We start from the raw sequence: 23,581 nt of genomic DNA on the forward strand, positions 1-23,581 counted from the left end.
CGCTTCCGGACGGTAGGTCGACACCATGACTGCTAGCTCACTCCTTCATGAACGACGCCAACCGACCAACTGATATCTATACGTCTTGATCCTCCGCGTCGAAGTCGACCACGTACTCGACGCGGTCCCCCCGCGAGCGGCGATGCACCTGGCTCAGCGGGACACCCGCGGGGTCGGTGTTGGCGCCGACCAGCACCAGGAGAGGCGCGCCGAGTGGCACGCCGAGGGCAGCCGCGTCCTGCGGGCTCGCCGGCTCGGCCGAGTGGCGACGCCACGATCGGCGCAGCACGATTCCGTAGGCGCCCAGCAGGAGGCCGGTGAGCGACGTCTGGGGCGTCCAGACGGCGGGCACGCCCCCGAACCGCTTCGCCGAGAGCCATGTCGTGTCCCGCGACCACGCCTCGCCGTCCACCGACATGAGCGTGTCCAGCCGCAACAGCTCGTCGTCGGGCAGCGCGGGAGGATCGGGCAGGTCAGAGCGCGGCACCACCGCGTGCCGCAGCAGGTCCTGCGTGATCACCGTGGAGGTGCCCCGCATCTGCGCGACGATGCTCGGCGTCGTGGCGCGCAGCCGGAAGCGGTACGGGAGCTCGGCGACGAAGGAGCCGCGCCCGTGGACCGTCTTGATCGTGCCCGCCCGCGCGAGTTCGGCCAGCGCCTGGCGGACCGTCAGCCGGTTCACCTTGAACCGCTCGGCGAGCTCGGCTTCCGTCGGCAGCCGTTCGCCGGGCGCGAAGGAGCCGGCGGCGATCGCCGAACTGAGCTCCGTCATCACCTGGTGCCATCGCGGCTGGCCTACCTCTACGGCGGAACTGTCCTCGCTCACGCGGCGGAACTCTAGATGACTCAGGTCAACGAACCCTGCCACATTTCTCGGACGTCGGATCCACCGTCCGGCGGGCTCACCGAGCGGACAGCGTGAGACGCAGGACGATCTCGTCGTCGTCGACCTCGCCCGTGGGCACGAAACCGAACCGCTGGTAGAAGGGCCATGGTTCGCCCTCGCCCGGCTCGTAGCTGGTGTACAGCTCGGTGGCGCCGTCGGCTCGAACCAGGTCGACGACCTGCGTCAGCACCTCCCAGCCGATCCCGCGCCCCTGGTGGCGCTCGTCGATGAGCAGCCGCCACAGGTAGTACTTCCCGAACCCGGAACGATCGTCGGGAACGTTCCACGAGAGCATGACGAAGCCGACCGGCTCGTCGCCGCTGTACACAGCCCGGTACCAGGGATTCTCCTCGGGCTCGTCGGCGGCGTCGTCGAGCGAGGTGGCGACCGAGGCGACGAACTGCTCCTGGTCGCGTCGGACCCGCAGCGCGCAGACCGCGTCGCGGTTGTCGTCGGTGATCTCCCGAAGGTGCACGCCTGAAGTCGTCATGCCGCGACCTCCCGTATCCGGCAGCGGAACCCCGCTCTCCAGGACACGGTCTCACGCCGCGAGCTGCGCACGTGGCGTTGCCAGTGTCCGCCACTGGTTCGTGGACGCCCTCACGACGAGACGGTGTTGCGGCCATCGGCCCCCATGACCCCCGAATGGGAGAACCCATGTCGACATTCGGCACCCGCTACAGGACCGCCACGATAGACGGACTGGAGATCTTCTACCGCGAGGCGGGCCACCCCGACCGGCCCACACTCGTGCTGCTGCACGGCTTCCCGAGCAGCTCGCACATGTTCCGCAATCTCATCGAGGCGCTGGCTGACGAATACCACCTGATCGCACCGGACCACGTCGGCTTCGGCCGCTCGGCCATGCCGGCTGTCACCGAGTTCGAGTACAGCTTCGACAAACTCACCGAGATCACGCAGCGCCTGCTCGACCACTTGGGCATAGCGCGGTTCTGCCTCTACATCCACGACTATGGCGCCCCGATCGGCCTGCGGATCGCCGGCCGCCAGCCCGACAGGGTCACCGCCCTGATCACGCAGAGCGGCAACGCCTACGTCGATGGCTTCACCCCGTTCTGGGAGATCCTGTTCGCTCACGCCACCGACCGGGCCGCGAACGAGCCGCTCGTGCGGGAGCTGCTGACGCTCGACGTCACTCGCTGGCAGTACACGCACGGAGTTCCCACGGACCGGCTGGACCGGATCGCCCCCGAGACCTGGCTGTTGGCCCAAGCGGGCATGGACCGGCCGGGAAACAAGGAGATTCAGCTCGAGCTGTTCTGGGACTACCAGTTCAACCTCGAGATCTACCCCAGCTTCCAGGAGTACTTCCGCACCCACCGACCACCGACGCTCATCACGTGGGGCAAGAACGACGACATCTTCGGCGCCGCCGGTGCGGAGGCCTACCTGCGCGATCTCCCCGCCGCCGAGATGCACCTCCTGGATGCCGGACACTTCGCTCTGGAGACCCACGGCGACGAGATCAGCGAGCTGATCCGCTCCTTCCTGCGCCGCACGGTCGGGCGTCATACCGCCGGACGGCGGTGTGCAGACCGGAGGCTCCGGTCACCGGGGAGAACCGGGGAGAGCACGGGCCGCTACCGACGCCGGTACCCACGGTAGACAAGCCCCACATTTCCCCTGCAGGGCTCGACGATGGCCGACGCCGGTGGTGGTGTGGCCTGGTGTTACGCGACCGCTGCAGTGAGAGTGAGGTGCTCGATCGGCTGCTCGACGCCATCCGGCGGGGCGGCAGCGGCGCGCTGGTGATGCGCGGTGAGCCGGGCGTGGGCAAGACGGCGTTGCTGGACCACATGGTCGAGCGGGCGTCGGGGATGCGGGTGCTGCGCGCAGCTGGAGTGCAGTCGGAGATGGAGCTGGCGTTCGCCGGTTTGCACCAGTTGTGCGCACCGATTCTGGAGTCGGCAGGCGGCTTGCCCGATCATCAGCGTGATGCGCTGCGCACGGCGGTCGGGCTGAGTGGCGGAGAAGCACCGAATCGATTTCTCGTCGGCCTCGCGGTGCTGGGCCTGTTCGCCGAGGCCGCACGAGAGCGGCCGCTGGTCTGTGTCGTGGATGACGGGCAATGGCTCGATCGTGCGTCAGCGCAGGCACTGGGTTTCGCCGCCCGCCGGCTGGGGTCGGAGTCGGTGGCGATCGTCTTCGGCGTCCGCGAGCCCGACGAGGCACCCGAGCTGACGGGCCTTCCGGAGCTGACGGTCGCTGGTCTGCCCGATGATGAAGCACGAGCGCTGCTGGGCGCGGCGCTGCCCGGGCGGGTGGACGAAGAGGTGCTCGATCGGATCGTCGCAGAGACCCGGGGCAACCCACTGGCGCTGCTGGAGCTGCCCCGGGGGCTGACGGCGGCGGAACTGGCTGGTGGGTTCGGTTTGCCGGACGCGAAGGACCTCACGAGTCGGATCGAGGAGAGCTACCGGCAGCGGCTGTCGATGCTCCCGACCGAGACGCGAAGGCTGTTGCTGGTTGCGGCGGCGGAGCCCCTGGGAGAGCCGATGCTGGTCTGGAGGGCGGCCGAGCGGCTCGGGATCGGGGTCGAGGCGATGACGCCTGCTACAACGGCTGGACTGCTGCAGATCGGTGCACAAGTGCGGTTCCGGCATCCACTGGTCCGCTCCGCGGTCTACCGGGCCGCCTCGCCGGAGGAGCGCCGGAATGCGCACCACGTGCTGGCGGCGGTCACCGACCCCGACGCGGACCCCGATCGCCGCGCTTGGCACGCCGCACAGGCGACGAGCGAACCCGACGACGACGTCGCGACGGAGCTCGAGCGCTCGGCCGCCCGGGCGAGCGCCCGCGGGGGGCTGGCCGCGGCGGCTGCCTTCCTGGAGCGGTCTGCCGAGCTGACGGAGGACCCGGTGCGCCGGGCCGAACGCGCGCTGGCCGCTGCGCAGGCCAAGCACCAGGCGGGCGCCCCCGACGCGGCGAGGCGCCTGCTGTCACTGGCGATGGCGGGCCCGCTGGACAAGCTTCAGCACGCCCTGGCGGATCAGCTGCGTGCCCAGATCGCGTTCGCCGTGCGACGCGGCCGCGACGCTCCCCCGCTGCTGCTGAGCGCGGCGAAGCAACTCGAGCCACTCGACGCGAGGCTGGCACGCGAGACCCATCTGGACGCCTTGTCCGCGGCGTGGCTCGCAGGCACGTGTGTCGGTGAAGCAGCGGAGGCAGCACGCGCCGCTCCCCCAGCGCCTGGACATCCGGATGCGACGGACCTTCTCCTGGAAGGCGCCGCAACACGGTTCGCCGACGGATACGCGGCGGGCGCGCCGATGCTGAAGCAGGCGCTGCGAGCCCTCCGCGGCCCGGGCCTCTCGGGGGCGGTGGGGCTGCGTTGGGGGTGGCTCGCCTGCGTCACCGCCCGGGACCTGTGGGACGACGAGAGCTGGGAGGTCCTCGCCACCCGATACGTCGGGCTGGCCCGAGACGCCGGCGCGCTCACCGTGCTCCCCCTCGCCCTCAGCCTGCGGATCGTCGTGCATTCCTTCCTCGGAGAGCTGAGCGCTGCCGCATCGCTGACCGACGAGGTGGAGGTGATCAGCGAAGCGACCGGAAACCCCGTCGTGCCCTACGGAGCCGTGCTGCTCGCCGCCTGGCAGGGCCGGGAAGCCGAGGCCGTGGAGGTGATGACCGCCGCCACCAGGCAGCTGGAGCAGCGGGGCGAGGAAGTCGGGCTGAGTATCACCGGGTGGGCGAGGGCCTTGCTCGCAAACAGCCTCGGGCGGTCGCAGGACGCGCTGACAGCGGCCGAGCAGGCCGGCGACCAACCGGCGGGGACGGACCTGGCACCGCCGGGGGTACTGGTCGAGCTCGTCGAAGCGGCCGCCCGTAGCGGGATGCGCGAGCGCGCCACCGCGGCGCTCACGCGGCTCTCGGAGGCGACCCGCGCCAGCGGCACCGAGTGGGCGCTGGGAGTCGAGGCCCGCTCGCGAGCGCTGGTGAGCGAGGACGAGACGGCCGAGCGTCTTTACGCTGAGGCGATCGACCGGCTCGGGCGCACCCGCGTTCGGGGTGAGCTCGCCCGCACCCACCTGCTCTACGGCGAGTGGTTACGCCGCGAGCGTCGCCGCCACGACGCACGTGAGCAGCTCGGCACCGCGCACGAGATGTTCACCGCGATGGGGATGGAGGCGTTCGTGGAGCGGGCGTCCCGCGAGTTGCAGGCCACCGGTCAGCGCCTCAGCAGCCGCACCGCCGAGACCAGCGGCGAGATGACCGCGCAGGAGGCGCAGATCGTGCGGCTCGTCCGGGAGGGACTGTCGAACTCGGAGGTGGGAGCCCGGCTGTTCCTCAGCCCCCGCACGGTCGAGTGGCACCTGAGAAGGATCTTCAGCAAGCTTCAGATCACCTCCCGCAAGCAACTCCTCCGCTGAGCCTCATCACCACTCGGCGCCGGGGAGCGTCGTCGAGGTGTGACCGCCGCGTCGACCGCGGCCCTGCGACACACGGTGCCGCGGCAAGGGCAGGTCTCGTACCGGTACGCCACCCTGGCGGCTTCACTGGCACGACAGCGGCCCCTCCCCGCACCCGTGTGACCTGCATCGCCGATCGGTCGCGGTCGCCGCCACGTCGACGGCGCGCAGTGGGCGGCGCACCTGCCCGGATCACAGCAGGGACGCCCGTTCCACGACCGATGTCCGGCTCCCGGGTGACGTCCGCCATTGGCGGCGGGACGTCGGCGGTTCTCACCTACGAGCATTCGCGCAAGCGGGTTCGGTCGACGTGCTTCATGATCTGCGGACCGGGCGCTTCCATACCCTCTGACCACCGCAGCCGGCTCAGCCAAGCGGCGGGATGATCCGGTTCGCGCGCAGCCGCTCGAAGAGGTCGAGGAAGGACCGGCGGGTGTCCTGGGCGGCGGTGAAGCCGAACGCCCTGCTCTTGCTCATGTCCGCGAAGGTCTCGGTCGGGCGGCCCAGGTCGCCGTCGGTGTGCCACCAGGACGCGAGCTCCTCCAGCTTGGTGGGCACCAGATCGTGCTTCGCGACGATGCGATCCCACACCTGGGCCGCGTCGGCGAACCGCTCGGCCAGCGGCTGGGCGTGCCCCGGGTACGGCGCCGCAGGCACGCCCAGGCCCCCGGCCACCACCGGCCACAGCTGCCGCCAGCGGAACACGTCACCGTTCACGGTGTTGAACGCCTGGTTCCAGGCCTCAGGTGTGCTCGCGGCCCACACCAGCTGCTTGGCCAGCAGCCGGGCGTCGGTCACGTCGGTGACCCCGTTGAACTGCTCCGGCGAGCCGGGGAAGACGAAGGGCTCGCCGGTCTCCCGGCTCAAGGCCCCGTAGACGGCCAGGGTCACGCCCATGTTCATCGCATTGCCCAGCGCCCAGCCGATCAGGGTGTGGGGCCGGTGCACGGACCAGGTGAAGCCGCCGCGTTCGGCGGCGTCGAACAGGACGTCCTCCTGGGCGTAGTAGAAGTTCAGGTTGGGCAGCCGCGGCAGTTCCTCGCGGAACGGGGTCTCCATCGGCGTCTGCGCATACGCCTCGAACGGGCCGAGGTAGTGCTTGAGGCCGGTGACCAGTGCGACGTGCTCCAGATCACCCGACGGGATGAGGGGGTCGAGCAGATTGGTCATCATGGCGGCGTTCACCTCGCAGTTCTCCGCTTCGGTCGGCCGCCGCTGCCACGTGCAGTAGAAGACGTGCGTGGGTCGCACCTCGGCCATCGCCCGCTGCGTGGCGGCGGCGTCCAGCAGATCCGCGGCCACCGGGTGAATCGCCGATTCCGGCACGGTTCCGCTGCGGGAAAGCCCGTGCACCTCCCACCCCTCGGCGAGCAACTGCCGGGCGGTGTTGTTACCCGAGATCCCCGTGACTCCGACTACGAGCGCACGTCTGTCGTCGATCACGTTGCGTCTCCACCTTCCCGTACGTTGATCCGGAGGCCCCCCAGCACCGCGTCAAGCATTACTGAACAGATGCGGCATTCCGCGGCCGAGTGAGGTGTTTCATGCAGGCCACTGTCACGCAGATCACTGTTCACATATGCTGAACGCGCGATCCACACCACCCCCAAATGCCCCGAAAGCGAGCAGAGGTGCATCCGTGACAGCGACGAGCGGCTCCCCGGAGGACTCGGGCGCACCGCGTCGGCGGCGCTCGACCGGCGCCCGGGGAGCGTCACGTGCGACCACACCCACCGGGCGGAGCGACATCATCGGGCGGAGCGACATCATCGGCGTGGGCGAGCGGCTGCGCGCACAACGGCTGGCCGCCGGACTGACCCTGCGCCAGTTCGCACGTGATCTCGGAGTGTCGGCCTCGCTCGTCTCGCAGATCGAGAACGGAAAGTCCCGCCCGTCGGTCGACACGCTGTACGCGATCTGCAGCGCGCTCGACCTCTCGATCGACGAGCTCTTCAGCAACGTCGGAGCAGGTGAGGCGGCCCGGCCCCGCAACCGCACCGACACCACAGGGGCAGGCCACCCCACCCACAACTTCCGTAGCGCCCTCGCCGAACTGGATGAACCGACGCAGCGCGCGACAGGCCCGGTCGTGCAACCCGGCGACCGCCGGCAACTGGTGCTCGACTCCGGAGTGGCCTGGGACCAGCTGTCCACCGCACACGAGTCGGACGTGGACTTTCTGTTCGTGCGCTACGAGGTCGGCGGCAGCTCTGTGCACGGCGAGCACCTCACCCGCCACTCGGGCATCGAGTACGGCTACATCATCAGCGGCACGCTCGACGTCTCCCTCGGGTTCGAGGCCTATCGCATCGGCCCCGGCGACGCCATCTCCTTCGACTCCTCCACGCCCCACCGTCTCACCAACAACGGCGAGGTCCCCGTCGAAGCGATCTGGTTCGTCCACGGCCGCAACCACACCGGCTACTGAGACCGCCCCGGAGGTCAGCCCGCGGCGAGCGCGGGTGATCTTCCCAGTCTGCGCCTGCGGTGCGCCGCCATGCGCACCGGCGAATCCGGTTCACCGTGACCCTCGTAGCCGGGCGAACGCTGCACCACCTGCAAGAACACCCGGCCGCCGAGGACCTCGGTGGCGAAGTGGCGGTACTCCCCCTCCGGGGTCCGGTCGTACATCACGCCGAGCGCCCGCATCTCGTGGAGGAGATCGGGCTCGAGCGCGTAGCGCGCGTCCAGGTCCTCGTAGTAGTTGCCGGGGATGTCGAGGATCGGGGCGCCTGCCGCGCGGGCCGCCCGTGCCGCGGCGAGGGCGTCGGGGGTGGCGAACGCGATGTACTGCGGGTCGGACACGCCCGGTGCCCACTCGCCTCGCCGCAGCAGGCTTGCCGTGAGCACGAGACGGACCCCGCCCGCCGTCACCGTCCGGTCCCGGACCAGCCCGAACGGCGCCGCGATCTCGCTCGTCGGCTCGGGGTCCATGCCCAGTACGGCGCGGTAGAAGAGCGCTGCCTCGTCGAAGTGGTCGTAGGGCTGCGCGAGGGCGACGTGGTCCGTGCCGCTGATCAGGCCGCCGTCCGCGGTGGGGGTGCGGTCGAAGTCGGCGAGCCAGCCGCCGGTGGCGTCGGTCCGGCAGAAGAACACCGACGTTCCGTCCGGCGCGGCAACGGCGGCGAGATCGGCCTCCGCCGGCCCGCGGTCGCGCGGCAGGATCGGAGCGCACAACGCGGCGGCGCGTGCAGCCGACAGGGGCGGATCGGTCGATTCGACGGCGAGCGCGGCCACTGCGACGTTCCCCGCTCCGGGGTGGGGCGCACCGGCGTTGAGCAGAACCCGTGCGGTGCCCTGTTCCCACAGGTTCACGGGCTTCGTGCGATGCCTCCCGGTACGGGCGAACCCGAGAGCGCGCAGGGCCTCCGCGATCCGCGGGCCGGACGTGTCGTCGACCGCGAGTTCGGTGAAGGCGTGGCCGGCGAGTGCGGGCGGGGCGGGCGGCACCGCGGTGGTCAGGGCGGGAACCGCCGCGCGGCGGGCGACCTGCTCGCGCAGGGCGAGAAGGGAGCGCATGGCGTCCACGGCCGTCCGGCGCGGGTCGGACTGGCGATAGACGTCGTTGAACACTTCGAGCGAGAGCGGGCCGATGTAGCCGGCGGTGAGCACGGGTTCGAGGAAGGCCGGCAGGTCGAATGCGCCCTGGCCGGGGAAGAGCCGGTGGTGGCGGCTCCACTGCAGCACGTCCATCCGCAGCCGCGGTGCGTCGGCGAGCTGGAGGAAGAAGAGCTTCTCCCCCGGTATGCCGAGCACTGCCGCGGGATCCGAGCCACGGGAGAGGATGTGGAAGCTGTCGAGGCAGAGCCCGAGCGCGGGGTGGTCCCCGCGGCGCACCACCTCCCACGACTGCTCGTAGGTGTTGATGTGCGTGCCCCAGGCCAGCGCTTCGTAGGCGATCCGCAGCCCGTGGCGGGCGGCACGCTCGGCGAGGGCGTGCATCTGGGCGGCGAGCTGGTCCAGATCGGCGACGGCGTCGGGGGCGACCGCGGAACAGACGAGCACAGTGTCGGTTCCGAGCTGCTGCATGACGGCGAACTTGTGCTCGGCACGTCGCAGGTTCGCCGCGAACCGGTCGGCGTCGACCGAATCGAGATCACGGAACGGCTGGTAGAGGTCGATCGAGAGGCCGGAGTCCGCGCAGCGCAGCCGGATCTCGGCGGGCGAGAGCGGGGAGGCGAGGAGATCCGGCTCGAAGATCTCAACGCCGTCGAAGCCCGCTGCGGCCGCGGCGGCGAGCTTGTCCTCGAGCGTGCCGGAGAGGCAGACCGTGGCGATTCCGAGGCGGGCGGCAGGCTCATCGGCTGGGCGCACGGTTGTCCTCCTCGCTGCCGACGAGCTCGGCGAAATGCCGGATCATGCGGTCGGCGTCAGGCGTGATTCCGGTGAAGAGCGCGAACGCGTCGACGGCCTGGTACACGGCCATGCGACCGCCGTCGAGCGTGTCGCAGCCGCGGCTCCTGGCTGCTTGCAGCAACGCGGTGTCGAGCGGCCGATAGACGATCTCGGCGACCCAGAGGTGCGGTGCCAGCAGGTTCTCGGGCAACGGCAGGCCGGGATGGGCCGCCATGCCCGTGGGCGTGGCGTGCACCAGACCGTCGACGCGCGCCAGCAACCGTGACAGCTCGGCCGGCGTCCCGTGATCGGCGTCCAGCTTCCCGGCGAGCCGGGCGGCCGCGGCGGCGTCCGTGTCGACGATGACGAGGTCCGTCGTTCCCAGGTCGCGCAGCGCGTATGCCGCTGCCGCGCCTGCGCCTCCTGCCCCGAGCAGGACGACCCGGTCGAGGCAGCTCCCCGGCAGTCCGGTGGTCAGGCCGCGGGCGAAGCCGGACCGATCGGTGTTGTAGCCGACCGCGCGCCCGTCGGTGAACACGACGGTGTTGACGGCGCCGATCGCCGCGGCGTCCGGAGAGATGTCGTCGAGGTGGGCAAGCACCTGCTGCTTGCAGGGATGCGTGACGTTCACGCCGCGGAAGCCCTCCGCCTGCGCGCGAGCGAGGACGTCGCCTGCGCACTCGGGAGGCACGCCGAGCACGTCGAGATCGAGCCGCACGTACCGATAGCGCAGGCCGAGCCGCCGCGCTTCACGCTCGTGCAGGGCAGGGCTCAGGGAGGGCCCGATTCCGGCGCCGACCAGTCCCACCGTGTAATCCACTGGGCCCCTTTTCTGAACGTACTGGTTCGTTAGTTGTACCTGCCGGGCGCGTCCACGGGAAGGGGCAACGCGGCTCCGGCCGGGCGGCCTAGAGTCAGGGCTCCGTCAACAGCTGGTCAGGAGGGTTCTCGGTGGTGACATCGTCTGTCCCGTCGGAGGAACGCATCCGGGACGCCGACCGCACTCGCGCGGAGATCCTCGACGTCGCCACCCGCGAGTTCGCCGACCACGGCTACGCAGGCGCCAGGGTCGACGAGATCGCAGCGAAGACCAGCACGACGAAGCGAATGCTCTACTACTACTTCGGCAGCAAGGAAGGGCTCTACCTCGCGGTGCTCGAGCGCGCCTACGCCGGCATCCGCAGCCTCGAACAGGAGGTCGACGTCGAGCACCTCCCTCCGGAGGCCGCACTGCGCCAGCTCACCGAGTTGACGTTCGACCACCACGAGTCCCACCCGGACTTCATCCGTCTCGTCAGCATCGAGAACATCCACCGGGCCGAGCACCTGAGGAAGTCGCTGGACCTCGAAGGGTTGGCCGGCCCGGCGCTCGACGTCCTGACCAGCATTCTCGAACGAGGCCGCGCCGCCGGGGTGTTTCGCGACGACGTCGACGCGCTGGACGTGCACATGCTGATCAGCTCGTTCTGCGTCTTCCGGACGGCCAATCGGCACACATGGAGCGCGATCTTCCGGCGCGACATGCTCGACCCCTCCCGCCGGGAGCACTACCGGAAGCTGCTGGCCGACGTGGTGCTGGACCACCTCACCGCGCGCTGACGCCCGCCTCCGCTCGTCGCAGCCCTTGACAGGCACGGGACGCTAACTCACCATCCGGTACATCACTAAACGGTACATAACCGTTCGGTCCATAGCGGTCCCCCGCCCCTGTCCTGCAACGACGCATCCCTCAGGGAGCCCTCCGTGACGTCTGACTCCGCACCGGCCACGGGCAAGCCCCGAAAGGCGGCCCTGGCCGCCTGGATCGGCAGCGCGCTCGAGTACTACGACTTCTTCATCTACGGCACGGCCGCGGCCTTGGTCTTCGGGAAGATCTTCTTCCCGTCGTCGGCTCCCGCGACCGGCACGCTGCTCGCGCTGGCCACCTTCGGCGTCGGATACGTCGCCCGGCCCGTCGGCGCGATCGTGCTCGGCCACGTGGGAGACCGTTTCGGGCGCAAGCGGGTGCTGGTGTTCACGATCCTGCTGATGGGCGTCTCGACGTTCCTCGTCGGCTGCCTGCCCGACTACGAGCAGATCGGCACACTCGCGCCCGTGCTGCTGGTGGTGCTGCGCCTGATGCAGGGGATCTCGGCCGGCGGAGAGCAGGCGGGGGCCAACTCGATGAGCCTCGAGCATGCTCCCGCGCACCGGCGGGCGTTCTTCACCAGTTTCACCCTCAGCGGCACCCAGGCCGGGTCGATCCTGGCAACCGCGGTGTTCCTGCCCGTCGCCGCGATGCCCGAGGACATGCTCCTGTCGTGGGGGTGGCGGGTGCCGTTCTGGCTGTCGGCGATCGTCGTCGCCGTCGCCTACGTCATCCGGCGCACGCTCGACGAGACACCGGTCTTCGCCGCCGAGGTCGAGCGCAACACCCGCGCCGAGATGCCGCTCGCGGTGCTGTTGCGCGACCACTGGGCCGACGTGCTGCGCGTCGTCGTGGCCGCCACCGTTGCTGCCGTCAGCACGATCTTCGGCGTCTTCGCGCTGTCGTTCGCCGTGGACACCGCCGGACTGGACCGCTCCGCGATGCTGTGGGTGGCGATCCTCGCCAACGTCGTGGCCTTGGCAGCGATCCCGTTGCTGGCCTCGCTCGCCGACCGGATCGGCCGAAAGCCCGTGTTCATCGCGGGCGCACTGGGCAGCGCCGTGCTCACCGCCGGCTACCTCTGGTCGATCACCACCGGCTCGTACGTGCTGGTGTTCCTCATCGGCGTGCTGCTCTCCGGAATCGTCTACAGCGCGGCGAACGGCGTATGGCCCGCCTTCTACGGCGAGATGTTCCCTGCGCAGGTCCGGCTGTCGGGCACGGCCATCGGCACGCAGATCGGCTTCGCGATCGGCGGCTTCGCGCCCACCGTGGCCGCGGGCCTCGCCGGAGGGAGCACCTCGGGCTGGGTTCCGGTCGCGGTGTTCACCGCGGTCCTCTGCGTCCTCTCCGCCCTCGCAGCCGCGACGGCGAGGGAGACCTACCAGACCCCCATGCACGAACTCGGCCGGAAGCGGGCCGAGGCAGCGGCACCAGGCGTCCGGACGGCCTGATCGTGCGGTCGCCGGCCGTCGGCACTAGGAGGCGAAGCGGATCACCGCGAGGACGAGGGACAACAGGCCCAACACCAACGCGGGGGCGAACTGCTCCTTGCGGCGGATGTGGACCACCACGGCGCCCGCCATCACGAGCGCGAGCCCGACCGCTGCGAGCGGGGTGAGGGCGGGCGCCACGCCCAGAAGCCAGGGGAGGATCAGTCCGACGGCGCCGATCACCTCGATCAGACCGATCGCCTTGATCGCGCCGTCGGAGAAGTCCTCGGCCCAGCCCATGCCGGCGGACACCAGCGCCGGCTTCGGCTTCGCCACCTTCATCCCGCCCGAGGCCAGGAAGGCCACGGCGAGCACGATCTGCAGGACCCAGCCGACAACGTTCATCAGGACTCCATCGTGAGCAGCCCGGCGGCGCCGAACTTGAACATTCAAGAACCTAGACCGGCGCGCCGGAACGTCGAAGCACCGGGGTGATCCGTGGCCGAGGTGTGATCCACCGGGCTCCCCGAACCGAGCCTCGGACTCGACCCGTGGTGGCACCCGGTGGCGTACTCCGCCACCCTCTCCTACCCCATGATCACCGTTTCGGGGTCGAGAACCGGGTCATGCCCTGCTGCAGGACCCGAAGTGATGAATAAGAGTTCCCCGACCACACCTCGGACAGGGCGGCGACCCCCGGCTCGGCATCCCCTGCGGGCGACGGGTCGCCGCCGATTTCTGACGGGTCGGGGCAGCGCATGATCATCAGTTGGGGGCCGGGAACCGGGTCATACCCTGCCGCAGGGCCCGAAATGTTGATCAACGCCCGCGCAGGCCGCCGGCGAGAAGCAAGGTCCCGGGGCAATCGTCACCTCGGCGCCACCCCGGGCGACAGAGCGCCCGCCGACTCCTGACGCTCGACCGCCAAGGCCAGGGTCGGGGCAGCGGTTCTGCATGATCATCAGTTGGGGGCCGGGAACCGGGTCATGCCCTGCCGCAGGGCCCGAAAGATTGATCAACGCCGCCAAGGCGACCAGATGCCAGGTCCGGGGGCGAAGGTCAACTCGGCCCACCTCGGACAACAGATTGCCGCGATTTCCGGACGGTGGACCGCCAAGGCCGGGGTCACGGGTACTGATTCCACTTGATCATCGGTTCGGAAGCGGCAGCCGGGTCATGCCCTGCCGCAGGGCCCGAAAGATTGATCAACGCCCGCGCAGGCCGCCGGCCAGAAGCCAGATCCAGGGGCAATCGTCGCCTCGGCATCGGCCGGGACAGCGGGTTGCGCCGATCTCGGGCACCGGACGGCCGGGGCGGAGTCGGGATGCGGCCGGGCCGTGTGCTGCCACCGGACCGAAGGCTTGATCACGAGGTGCCCGGCACGACGTGAGGTAGCGCGTGGCCGGACTGTCGACCGGGATGCGTCCAGCCGGGCCGATGTGGTCGATGGTCACGGGGTCGCCGAAGCGGGCGAGCACGCCGGCCGGCGCGCCCGGGGACAGGACGCGTCGGCTTTGTCGGTGATCGCCCGTGCGGTCCGGCCCGCCGGGCGATGATCGCGCGGGTTTCCGGAAGGTGGAGCCGTCGGGCCGGGATCCAGGTCGACGGGGTGCTGGTTCCGCATGATCACCGGTTCGGGGTCGAGAACCGGGTCATCTACTGCTGCGGGGCCCGAAATGTTGATCGACGCACCGCGCCCTCGTCAGCGGAGCCCGGCCGACCGGCCGCCGTTCGCCGTCCGCGGAATCACTGCGGAGCGCAATGTGGTCGGCGCGAACAGACGCGTTATTGAGATGAATCGACGACGCGCGACCTCTAGGTTGTGCTCCCGCGAGGCGTGGCGCGCCCGGCTCCCCAACCAGGCACACACCGCGACGGCCCGATCGCTGACAGTTCTATTCTCAGTAGTACCGCCACCAGGGGACGCCGGCGGCCAGGGGGGACACCGACGTGAACGGAGAAAGCGTGACTGCCGAAGAGCACGGCCCGACGGGGGGCGAAGCGGCCGCATCCTCGGACGCGACCCCGATATCGACAGTGGAGTCCGCCAATCCGCCACCTGGCGCCATGGTCGTGGTCGCCCTGCTGGTGGGATCCGCATTCGCCATGATCCTCAACGAGACGATCATGAGCGTTGCACTGCCGGCGCTCATGGCCGACCTCCAGATCGGCGCGAGCACCGCGCAATGGCTCACCAGCGGATTCCTTCTCACAATGGCCGTGGTCATCCCGACCACCGGATACCTGCTCCAGCGATTTCCTCCGCGGTCGATCTATCTCGCGGCGATGTCGCTGTTCACCACGGGCATCCTGATCGCAGCGCTCGCCCCGGGTTTCGGAGTGCTCCTGGTCGGCCGGGTCGTGCAGGCCACGGGCACGGCCGTCATGGTGCCGTTGCTGATCACCACGGTGATGCGGCTGGTGCCGGCCGATCGACGAGGCCGCACGATGGGCACCATCACGATCGTCATCGCGGTCGCTCCGGCGATCGGCCCCACCGTGTCGGGGTTGATCCTGGGCGCGCTCGGGTGGCGCTGGATGTTCTGGATCGTGCTCCCCATCGCGGCGATCGCCCTTGCCATCGGCGCCGCCCGCTTGCGCATTCCAGCCGACACCCGCCGGGTGCCCCTCGACGTGGCCTCGGCCCTGATCTCGGCCGTGGCCTTCAGCGGTCTGCTCTACGGGTTCAGCAGCATCGGCGAGGCTCTGCGCGGTGAAGCGAGGATCACGCCGTGGATCCCGATCGTGATCGGGGCGATCGCGCTGGTCGTCTTCGTGGCACGCCAGCTCCGGCTGCAGGCTGACAACCGGGCCCTGCTCGACCTGCGCCCCTTCTCGCACCGCCCGTTCGTCGTGGCGCTCATCCTGGTGATCATCAGCATGATGGCGCTGTTCGGGGCGCTCATCCTGCTGCCGCTCTACCTGCAGGGCGTGCTCGGGGCCACCACCCTCGCCACCGGCCTGGCGCTGCTTCCGGGCGGACTGGTCATGGGGCTGCTGGGACCGGTGGTCGGGCGACTCTTCGACCGGTTCGGCGCTCGCCCACTCGTCGTGCCGGGCGCGGTGGTGCTGTGCGTCGCCCTGTGGCTGTTCACCACGCTCGGCGCTGAGTCGCAGCTGTGGATGATCATCGCGTTCCACGTCGTGCTCACGATCGGCCTGTCGCTGATGTTCACCCCGCTCATGACCGACGCGCTGGGATCGCTGCCCGGCGAGCTCTACTCCCACGGCAGCGCGATCGTCACCACCCTGCAGCAGGTGGCAGGCGCAGCCGGCACGGCTCTGTTCATCACCGTGATGACGGTCGGGTCCGCGGATCCGACCGGAGCGATCGACGCCGCAGGCACCCACACGGCGTTCCTGGTCGCAGCGGTCATCTCGATCGTCGTCGTCGGCCTGTCGTTCCTGGTGGCGCGGCCTTCGTCCGCCACGGAACCGACCCCCGCACCGGCCACCTCGGCCGCCTCCTGATCACGGGCGGGGACCTACAGCGCAGCTGAGCACCGCCGGGCAGCCACCAGGATTCGAACAGGTGGCGCCCGGCGGTCGCAGGGTGCCGGCACCGGCGCGGGAGGATCGCCGTGTGCACCCTCAGGATCCGTCCCCGCAGTACGTGGGCGCCCGGCACCGGCATCGAGGCCGAAGCACTCGCGGCGGGATCGAACCAGGACACGGACACGGACACGGGCACGGACCCGCCGCGCCCGCCGACCGACGCGTCCGGTTCGCGATCGCAGCCTTGCTCGTGCCGGCACTCCTCGCCACCGTGGTCGGCCTGATCGTGCTCTACCCCGTCGAGGACCGACTGCCCTCGGCGCAGGACCCCTCCGTACGGATCGCTGCGCACGTCACCGCGGCGACCGAGGTGGACTGCACCGACGGGCAGCCCGGGGGCAGCGGCTGTCTCGCCCTCACCACCGAGATGTCCGAGGGGCCGCGAGCCGGCCAGAGCATCGTCACGCTGGTGTCGGTCGTGCGGGGCAAGGCCCCGTTCGGTGTCGGCGACGACGTCATCATGCTCTGGAGCGGCGAGAACCCCGGCGACCCCGACTCGTACCAGATCGTCGACTTCCAACGCGACCAGCCACTGCTGGTCCTCGCCCTCGTCTTCGCCGCTGCCGTGCTGGCGCTCGGACGGTGGCGCGGCCTCGCGGCGCTCGTCGGGCTGGGCTTCACAGCCCTGGTGCTGCTCGCCTTCATGCTTCCCGCGATCCTCGCAGGCCGCGATCCGCTCGCCGTCGCCGTCGTCGGGTGCTGCGCCATCATGTTCGGCGTCCTCTATCTCACCCACGGATTCTCCGCGCGCACGTCGACCGCCGCGCTCGGGACGCTGCTCAGCCTGCTGCTCATCGGCGTGCTCGGTGCGGCGTTCGCCGCGCTGACATCGCTGACCGGCAGGGACGAGGACACCGCGAACCTCGCGTCCACGCTCGGCACCGACCTCGACGGGCGCGGGCTCGTACTCGCCGGTCTCATGATCGGCGCCCTCGGCGCCCTCGACGACGTCACCGTGACCCAGACCAGTGCTGTGTGGGAACTACGTCGCGCCGACCCCTACCTTCGCCCCACCGCGCTCTTCGGCGCCGCCATGCGCATCGGCCGCGACCACGTCGCGTCCGCGGTCAACACCCTCGTACTCGCCTACGCGGGAGCCGCGCTCCCCCTCCTCCTGCTGTTCAGCGTGGCCGAACGCGGACTCACCGACACGCTGACGACACAGGTGATCGCCACCGAGGTCGTCCGCACCCTGGTGGGCAGCATCGGACTCGTCGCGTCGGTTCCACTCACCACCGCGCTCGCCGTCGCCGTGGTCACCCGCAGCCACCGCGGGGGCAGGTCAGCCGTGGCCGGATAACGGCGTACGGCCCCGCCGCGGTCAGCTTCTCAGCGGCTTCCGCGGTCGGCGAGTGCGCCCTTGATCCAGAGCCCGAGCTTGTCGCCGAGCAGCGCTCCGCCGATTCCGGCGATGCAGGCGGGCACGAGCATGAGGATGTCAGCAAGCACGAGGTTGATCTCCTTCGGCTCGAGCCGGGGTCTCGAGCAGGTCGGGACTGCAGGTCACGCGCATGCTTCGGGGGCACAGCGGGATCCGGTCGATCAGTGTATGGAACCGCCGGCGCGCCTCGACGCCCGACGGTCCGTCACCAATGTCGGTGGTTGACACACGCCCGTCGAGACCGAATGGGGCACATCACGTTGGTCTTGACAACCTCACCTGGGTTCGATTCAGCGCTCAACGCTCGACATAGTGGATGTCGAACGGCTTGTTGGTGATGAAGAGAAAGGTGACGTCGCCGTCCGCAGAAGCCCCGTGCTCCATGATCCCGCCCTCGGGAAACCACACGAAGCTGCCCGGCCCGAACTCCCCTCCGTGGGTGGTGAGGACGCCGTCGAGCACGTAGATGCCATGCGCACAGGGATGGTGGTGCCAGGGGTTGGTGAAACCAGCGCGGTAGACCATCTTGAACACCTGCATGCCCGTGTCCGGATCCGCGATCAACGGTAGGGCGTCCAGTTCCACTCCGATCTGAGGGATCGGGAACAGCGTCCACTCGGCGGTGTTGGTGTCGACGACCGTCAGATCCACCGGCCGAAGTTCAGGTGCGGTCATGGCAACTGGCCTTCCTGGACGACAACGAGGGCCTCCGAGTGTCCAGCATCGATCATGAGCAGTACACAGACTCACTCTCCCGGCGGCCGGTGGCCAGCGATCGCCGATGTCGCCCGGCGATCTCCACACAGATCGGACCGAACGGAGATAAGACGCAGCCACCCCGAGTGGACATTCGGTTAATACGCATCACACGACCGGTCGCCGGAAGTTCGCCCAGCCGTCGTCGACCGGTCAACTGAAATCCGTGAGCGCTGATGAGGCTATCCCGAGAATTATTATGCGAGCCCGGGAGACCTAATCGATGACCGCCTTGAGCCGTCGAAGATTCGTACAATTGGCCGGCGGCACAGCTGTCGCCTCCATGTTCTCCAACAGCATCGCCCGTGCCGCCGCTATCGAGCCGCAGCACGGCACCGAAAGTATCCGGGACGTCGAGCACATCGTCATCCTGATGCAGGAGAACCGTTCCTTCGATCACTATTACGGGTCGATGCGCGGCGTGCGCGGCTTCGGAGACCCCCACCCCGTCACCCTTCCCGACGGACGGTCGGTGTGGCAGCAGCCCCACAACTCGGACGACGTGCTGCCCTTTCGGCCGGCCATCAAGGACCTCGGGCTGCAGTTCATCGAGGACCTCGACCACAGCTGGAACGGCACCCACGCGGCGTGGCACGAGGGGAAGTACGACGAGTGGGTGCCCGCCAAGGGCACCACGACGATGGCCTACCTGACCCGGGACGACATTCCCTTCCACTATGCACTCGCCGACGCGTTCACGATCTGCGACGCCTACTACTGCTCGATGATGGCCCCCACCGACCCGAATCGCTACCACCTGTGGACCGGCTATGTGGGTAATGACGGAAAAGGTGGCGGTCCGGTCGTCACCAATGATGAGCTCGGCTACGGCTGGACGACGTACCCCGAACGGCTGGAAGCGGCCGGAATCTCCTGGAAGGTCTATCAGGACATCGGTGACGGCCTCACCGACGAGGGCAAGTGGGGCAACATCGACGACGCCTACCGGGGCACCTACGGCGACAACCCGCTGCTGTTCTTCAATCAGTATCGCAACGCTGTTCCAGGACAGCCGCTCTACGAGAAGGCCCGCACCGGGACGAACGCCAAGAACGGCGACGGGTTCTTCGACGTGCTGAGCGCCGACATCGCAGCCGGCGCGTTTCCGCAGGTGTCCTGGATCGTCGCTCCCGAGGCTTACAGCGAGCACCCGAACTGGCCACCCAACTACGGGGCCTGGTACATCGCGAAGCTGCTGGACGCGTTGACGCGCGACTCGGACGTGTGGAGCAAGACGGCGCTGCTCATCCCCTTCGACGAGAACGACGGCTTCTTCGACCACATGGTGCCGCCCTACCCGCCGTCGTCGGCGACGCAGGGGAAGTCGACCGTCGACGTGAGCGACGAGCTCCTCGGCTCGTCCTTGCCGGGCCAGGTCCCGGGACCCTACGGTCTCGGTCCGCGCGTCCCGATGCTCGTCGTCTCGCCGTGGAGCAGGGGTGGCAGGGTCTGTTCCGAGGTGTTCGACCACACCTCGGTCCTGCGGTTCATCGAGCAGCGCTTCGGGGTGCGCGAACCGAACATCACCGCGTGGAGGCGCACCGTGTGCGGTGACCTCACCTCGGCCTTTGATTTCTCCCGCGCCGACGCGGGCGTGCCGGCCCTCCCGGCGACCAACACCTACGCCCCACCGGACAAGAACAGGCACAAGGACTACGTCCCCACGCTGCCCGACAATCCGATGCTGCCCAAGCAGGAGACCGGCCGTCGCCCCGCCCTCCCGCTGCCCTACGACCTGGCAGCCGACGGGTGCCTGACGAGCGGCCGCCTCAACCTCACCTTCTCCAACCACGGCGCTGCGGGAGCGAGCTTCTACGTCACATCGACGACCGACACGAACGGACCGTGGACCTACACCGTCAGCGCCGGCAAGCAGCTGTCGGACGACTGGACCATCGCGGCTGCCGACAGGGGGGCCTACGACTTCACGGTGCACGGTCCCAACGGGTTCCTGCGCCGGTTGGCCGGTCACACGAGCAACGCGGGCCCCGAGGTGTCCGCGCGCCACCGCTCGGCAGGCTCGGAGGTGCAGCTCGTGCTCACCAACAGCGGCGCCCGGACCGTCCGGCTCACGGTCAACGACGTCAACCAGACGGACCAGTCCGCCGCCTATCGCATCGCGCGCGGTGGGCGTGTCGTCCACACGGCGCGCACTGCGGACAGTGGCGGCTGGTACGACCTCTCCGTGGTCTCCGACGGGGACGGCACCTTCCTGCGGCGCCTGGCCGGGCACGTCGAGACGGGCAGGACCACGATGACCGATCCGGCGATCGGAGCGCGCTGACAGGGCCGGTTCCGGTGCTCCAGGAAGCCGCCGAATGGGGCGAGAGGTGCCGATGGCTCGCTGCGAGCCCCCGACGTCGGGATAATCCCCCTATGAGCTATGCGCCGTATCCGCACGCCCACGCCCGCGCAGGACCAGCGCTCGAGCGGCCATGACCCAGCTACGTGTGGTCATCGCCGAGGACGATGTCCTGCTCCGTGAGGGCCTGGCAAGCCTGCTCGAACGCTCGGGCTTCGAGGTCGTCGGCCAGGCGGGTGATGCCACCCGTCTGCTCGAGCTCGTCCGCGAGACGACACCCGAACTCGTGGTCGTCGACATCAGGATGCCGCCGACCCAGACCAACGAGGGGCTGGAGGCGGCCAGGGAGATCCGCCGGGAGCAGCCGGACACCGGGATCCTCGTGCTCTCGGCCCATGTCGAGGTGGAGCACGCGATGGAGCTGCTCGCCAGCGGCCAGGGCATCGGCTACCTGCTCAAGAGCCGCGTCACCGAGGTGAACGAGTTCATCGAGACGCTCGAACGGGTCGCCCGCGGCGGTTCCGTCGTCGACCCTGCCCTCGTGCAGGAACTGGTAGCCGCCCGCAAACGCAACGACCCGCTCGCCGTGGTCAGCGCCCGCGAGCGCGACGTCCTGACCCTGATGGCGGAAGGCCGTTCCAACGCGGGCATCGCACGCCGGCTCTGGATCAGCGAGGGCACGGTGGAGAAGCACGTGCGCAGCATCCTGACAAAACTGAGCCTGCCCGAGACCGATGACAGCCACCGCCGGGTGCTCGCGGTACTGACGTTCCTGGACGCCCGCTGACGGCGACCGTCACCGGGGCAGGATCGGAAGGGTCACCTGCACCAGCGTGCCGTCGCCGATCGGGCTGCTGACCTCGAACGTCCCGCCCAGGGCCTCCACGCGGTCGCGGATGCCGACGAGTCCCGACCCGCGCGCCGGATCGGCGCCTCCGACGCCGTCGTCCTGCACCTCGAGCCACAGGCTCCCGTACCGCTCCTCCAGGAGGATCGTCACGCGCGACGCGTCGGCGTGCTTCGTCATGTTCGTCAGCGCTTCGGAGACGACGTAGTACGCCGCGACCTCGACCGGCTCGCGAAAGCGGGCCTGTGTGCGGACGTCGAGCTCGACGAGCACCGTCGAGCGTCGGGCGAGCGCGCGCAGGGCAGATCCGAGCCCTCCCTCGGAGAGGACCGCCGGGTGGATCCCGCGCGACATCTCGCGCAGCTCGTCGAGCACCTCGGCGAGATCCGCGGCTATCCGGCCGATCCCGGATCGCAGGTCGTCCAGGTCCGGAGGCACCGAGCCCTGCAAGAGACTCAGCTCGAGCCCCAGCGTGACGAGCCGCTGCTGCGCACCGTCGTGCAGGTTCCGCTCGATCTTCCGCCGTGCCTCGTCCGACGCGGCGACGACCCGGGCTCGGGAGGCAGCGAGCTCCGCCGCGCTCTGCGCGTCCGCGACGGCGATGGCGACGAGCTCGGTGAAGGCCGCCATGCGGTGCTCGGTGCCGACGGGGAAGTGCGCGTTTCGCGTGGCGATGGCGAGAGCGCCCCACGACTTGCCCCCGACGACGATCGGGATGCCGATGGCGGACCGGATGCCGGTATCGCGTATAGCCGCCGCGAACTCGCCGGGTACCTCGCTGATGTCGTCGAGAATGGCCGGCTCGCCCGTGGCCAGCGCGGTCGCGAGGGCGTGCGGGGGCTCGATCTTCCACCGGGTCCCCTCCGCCAGCCGTTCGCCGTGCACACCGGTGCTGCCCACCACCGTCACCAGGCCGTCCTGATCGAGCCGGACGATCATCGTGGCTTCGGCTCCGAGCACACGGCCGACCTCCTCCCCGACCTCGGCGACCACCTCCGCCGTGGGCGCACCGCGGGCGACGAGGGTCGCGACCCGCCGCAGTGCAGCCTGGTTGTCCAGGAGCTCGCTGATCTCGGCGCGACCCTGCGCGTTCTCGATCGTGGTGACCACGAGCTCCGTGAAGTCCGCCATCTGTGCCTCGGTGTTGACCGGGAACGGGACGTGGCTGCGCGTCGAGGCCGCGATCACGCCCCAGAGGTGCCCGGCGACCACGATCGGGGAGCCCACCGACGAACGGATCCTCAGCTGCCGGGCCTCCTCGGCGATCGGGCCGCTGGCGCCTGCGAAGCCTTCCACGCGGACCGGACCGACGCTCTCCTTCACCCGCGCGGCGATGCTCAGTCCCTCGAGAGCGAACCGCGTGCCCACGGCAAGCCGCACCGGCACCCGGCTCCAGGCGGCGACACCGGTCACGGTCCCGTCGTCGTTGTAGCGTTCCAGGCGAGCGAGGTCGGCGTCGCACAGCAGGCCGACCTCGCGCGTGACGGCCTCGAAGACCTCCGACGGCGGGCTCGCCTGCGCCACGAGCGTTGCGACCCGCCGCAACGCCGTCTGCTCCTCGGTGAGCCTCGCGGACTCCCGTGCCTGCCGCTGCGCCCGCGCCGCGAGCTGCCCGACGACGACCGCGGTGATGAGGAAGATCACCAGTGGCAACAGGGTCTGCGGATCGTCGGCCCGGATGCGGGCCGGCTTCAGAAACAGGAGTAGGTAGGCCCCGGAACTGATGACCGCCACCGCGACCGCTGCCGTCGAACCCCAGATGAGGGCGACCGGAAGGACCGCCAGCAGGTAGAGAATCAGCAGGCTGATGACGGGAACGTGTCCGTCGAGCAGCTCGATCAGCCCACTGATCGCAGCCACGAGTACAACGCCGACGAGCAAACCGCTCAGCCGACGGAGAACGGACGGTCGAATCCGGACAAGTGCCATCTCACGACTCCCGCAGCGAGACGCTAATCCGGGGTCCGCCTCTCTGACGACCCTGCGCACGGTTCGCCACGCGCGCCTGCGCCGAATGCAGGCCGAGATG

17 protein-coding genes are annotated in these 23,581 nt (G+C 69.7%); 9 read left to right on the forward strand and 8 right to left on the reverse strand.

The window, feature by feature from the left end:
* Positions 1–76 precede the first annotated feature (76 nt).
* Entirely contained in the window at positions 77–826 is a 750-nt protein-coding gene (locus ACQPZQ_RS28550; RefSeq protein WP_433285757.1) for a GntR family transcriptional regulator, read from the reverse strand.
* A gap of 76 nt (positions 827–902) precedes the next feature.
* Positions 903–1,376: a GNAT family N-acetyltransferase gene (locus ACQPZQ_RS28555; protein WP_433285759.1), complete on the reverse strand. Its 474-nt coding sequence runs from the start codon at positions 1,374–1,376 to the stop codon at positions 903–905.
* Positions 1,377–1,543: 167 nt separating this feature from the next.
* On the opposite strand from ACQPZQ_RS28555, the gene ACQPZQ_RS28560 reads away from it, so the two are divergent.
* Positions 1,544–2,512 (forward strand): alpha/beta fold hydrolase, encoded by a 969-nt coding sequence (locus tag ACQPZQ_RS28560; protein ID WP_433285761.1) that lies wholly within the window; start codon positions 1,544–1,546, stop codon positions 2,510–2,512.
* A 92-nt stretch (positions 2,513–2,604) separates the two neighbouring features.
* Complete coding sequence (locus ACQPZQ_RS28565; protein WP_433285763.1) at positions 2,605–5,277, forward strand: ATP-binding protein; 2,673 nt, start codon at positions 2,605–2,607, stop codon at positions 5,275–5,277.
* 405 nt (positions 5,278–5,682) lie between these two features.
* On the opposite strand, the gene ACQPZQ_RS28570 is transcribed toward ACQPZQ_RS28565, so the two are convergent.
* Positions 5,683–6,759: an SDR family oxidoreductase gene (locus ACQPZQ_RS28570; RefSeq protein ID WP_433285765.1), complete on the reverse strand. Its 1,077-nt coding sequence runs from the start codon at positions 6,757–6,759 to the stop codon at positions 5,683–5,685.
* 196 nt (positions 6,760–6,955) lie between these two features.
* Here ACQPZQ_RS28570 and ACQPZQ_RS28575 point away from each other — a divergent pair, with 196 nt between their 5' ends.
* The gene (locus ACQPZQ_RS28575; RefSeq protein WP_433285767.1) at positions 6,956–7,744 is read left to right on the forward strand and encodes a helix-turn-helix domain-containing protein; all 789 of its coding nucleotides are present in this window, start codon (positions 6,956–6,958) and stop codon (positions 7,742–7,744) included.
* Between the two features lie 14 nt (positions 7,745–7,758).
* Here the strand turns inward: ACQPZQ_RS28575 and ACQPZQ_RS28580 are convergent, their stop codons facing one another.
* On the reverse strand, positions 7,759–9,630 hold the full coding sequence (locus ACQPZQ_RS28580) for a TIM barrel protein (protein ID WP_433285769.1): 1,872 nt from the start codon (positions 9,628–9,630) through the stop codon (positions 7,759–7,761).
* On the reverse strand, positions 9,614–10,471 hold the full coding sequence (locus tag ACQPZQ_RS28585) for a shikimate dehydrogenase (RefSeq protein ID WP_433285771.1): 858 nt from the start codon (positions 10,469–10,471) through the stop codon (positions 9,614–9,616). Before ACQPZQ_RS28585 ends, ACQPZQ_RS28580 begins: the two co-directional genes overlap by 17 nt.
* A gap of 134 nt (positions 10,472–10,605) precedes the next feature.
* Here ACQPZQ_RS28585 and ACQPZQ_RS28590 point away from each other — a divergent pair, with 134 nt between their 5' ends.
* The gene (locus ACQPZQ_RS28590) at positions 10,606–11,250 is read left to right on the forward strand and encodes a TetR/AcrR family transcriptional regulator (protein ID WP_433299400.1); all 645 of its coding nucleotides are present in this window, start codon (positions 10,606–10,608) and stop codon (positions 11,248–11,250) included.
* Positions 11,251–11,394: 144 nt separating this feature from the next.
* Positions 11,395–12,732 (forward strand): MFS transporter, encoded by a 1,338-nt coding sequence (locus ACQPZQ_RS28595; protein WP_433285774.1) that lies wholly within the window; start codon positions 11,395–11,397, stop codon positions 12,730–12,732.
* 24 nt (positions 12,733–12,756) lie between these two features.
* Here the strand turns inward: ACQPZQ_RS28595 and ACQPZQ_RS28600 are convergent, their stop codons facing one another.
* Positions 12,757–13,116, reverse strand: coding sequence for a DoxX family protein (locus ACQPZQ_RS28600; RefSeq protein ID WP_433285776.1), 360 nt, complete (start codon positions 13,114–13,116; stop codon positions 12,757–12,759).
* Positions 13,117–14,778: 1,662 nt separating this feature from the next.
* On the opposite strand from ACQPZQ_RS28600, the gene ACQPZQ_RS28605 reads away from it, so the two are divergent.
* Together ACQPZQ_RS28605 and ACQPZQ_RS28610 are read left to right on the forward strand one after the other, a co-directional pair.
* On the forward strand, positions 14,779–16,182 hold the full coding sequence (locus ACQPZQ_RS28605) for a DHA2 family efflux MFS transporter permease subunit (RefSeq protein ID WP_433299402.1): 1,404 nt from the start codon (positions 14,779–14,781) through the stop codon (positions 16,180–16,182).
* 274 nt (positions 16,183–16,456) lie between these two features.
* Positions 16,457–17,566 (forward strand): YibE/F family protein, encoded by a 1,110-nt coding sequence (locus tag ACQPZQ_RS28610; RefSeq protein WP_433285778.1) that lies wholly within the window; start codon positions 16,457–16,459, stop codon positions 17,564–17,566.
* Between the two features lie 378 nt (positions 17,567–17,944).
* Here ACQPZQ_RS28610 and ACQPZQ_RS28615 read toward each other — a convergent pair whose 3' ends face one another.
* Complete coding sequence (locus tag ACQPZQ_RS28615) at positions 17,945–18,322, reverse strand: cupin domain-containing protein (protein WP_241034201.1); 378 nt, start codon at positions 18,320–18,322, stop codon at positions 17,945–17,947.
* Positions 18,323–18,626: 304 nt separating this feature from the next.
* On the opposite strand from ACQPZQ_RS28615, the gene ACQPZQ_RS28620 reads away from it, so the two are divergent.
* Positions 18,627–20,687, forward strand: a complete 2,061-nt coding sequence (locus tag ACQPZQ_RS28620; protein WP_433285780.1) for a phosphocholine-specific phospholipase C — start codon at positions 18,627–18,629, stop codon at positions 20,685–20,687.
* A 151-nt stretch (positions 20,688–20,838) separates the two neighbouring features.
* Positions 20,839–21,492 carry a response regulator transcription factor gene (locus ACQPZQ_RS28625; RefSeq protein WP_241034199.1) on the forward strand — a complete coding sequence of 218 codons (654 nt, stop codon included), beginning with the start codon at positions 20,839–20,841 and terminating at the stop codon, positions 21,490–21,492.
* A 9-nt stretch (positions 21,493–21,501) separates the two neighbouring features.
* On the opposite strand, the gene ACQPZQ_RS28630 is transcribed toward ACQPZQ_RS28625, so the two are convergent.
* Positions 21,502–23,481 (reverse strand): GAF domain-containing protein, encoded by a 1,980-nt coding sequence (locus ACQPZQ_RS28630; RefSeq protein ID WP_433285782.1) that lies wholly within the window; start codon positions 23,479–23,481, stop codon positions 21,502–21,504.
* Positions 23,482–23,581 lie beyond the last annotated feature (100 nt).

The organism is Pseudonocardia sp. CA-142604 (genome assembly GCF_050948475.1).
GTDB classification, from domain to species: Bacteria; Actinomycetota; Actinomycetes; order Mycobacteriales; family Pseudonocardiaceae; genus Pseudonocardia; species Pseudonocardia alaniniphila.

Excerpts from the sequence above, each read along its gene's own strand:
- ACQPZQ_RS28555 (WP_433285759.1), bottom strand. The coding sequence starts at position 1,376 with ATGACGACTTCAGGCGTGCACCTTCGGGAGATCACCGACGACAACCGC.
- ACQPZQ_RS28600 (WP_433285776.1), bottom strand. The coding sequence starts at position 13,116 with ATGAACGTTGTCGGCTGGGTCCTGCAGATCGTGCTCGCCGTGGCCTTC.
- ACQPZQ_RS28620 (WP_433285780.1), top strand. The coding sequence starts at position 18,627 with ATGACCGCCTTGAGCCGTCGAAGATTCGTACAATTGGCCGGCGGCACA.
- ACQPZQ_RS28560 (WP_433285761.1), top strand. The coding sequence starts at position 1,544 with ATGTCGACATTCGGCACCCGCTACAGGACCGCCACGATAGACGGACTG.
- ACQPZQ_RS28630 (WP_433285782.1), bottom strand. The coding sequence starts at position 23,481 with ATGGCACTTGTCCGGATTCGACCGTCCGTTCTCCGTCGGCTGAGCGGT.
- ACQPZQ_RS28615 (WP_241034201.1), bottom strand. The coding sequence starts at position 18,322 with ATGACCGCACCTGAACTTCGGCCGGTGGATCTGACGGTCGTCGACACC.
- ACQPZQ_RS28605 (WP_433299402.1), top strand. The coding sequence starts at position 14,779 with ATGGTCGTGGTCGCCCTGCTGGTGGGATCCGCATTCGCCATGATCCTC.
- ACQPZQ_RS28625 (WP_241034199.1), top strand. The coding sequence starts at position 20,839 with ATGACCCAGCTACGTGTGGTCATCGCCGAGGACGATGTCCTGCTCCGT.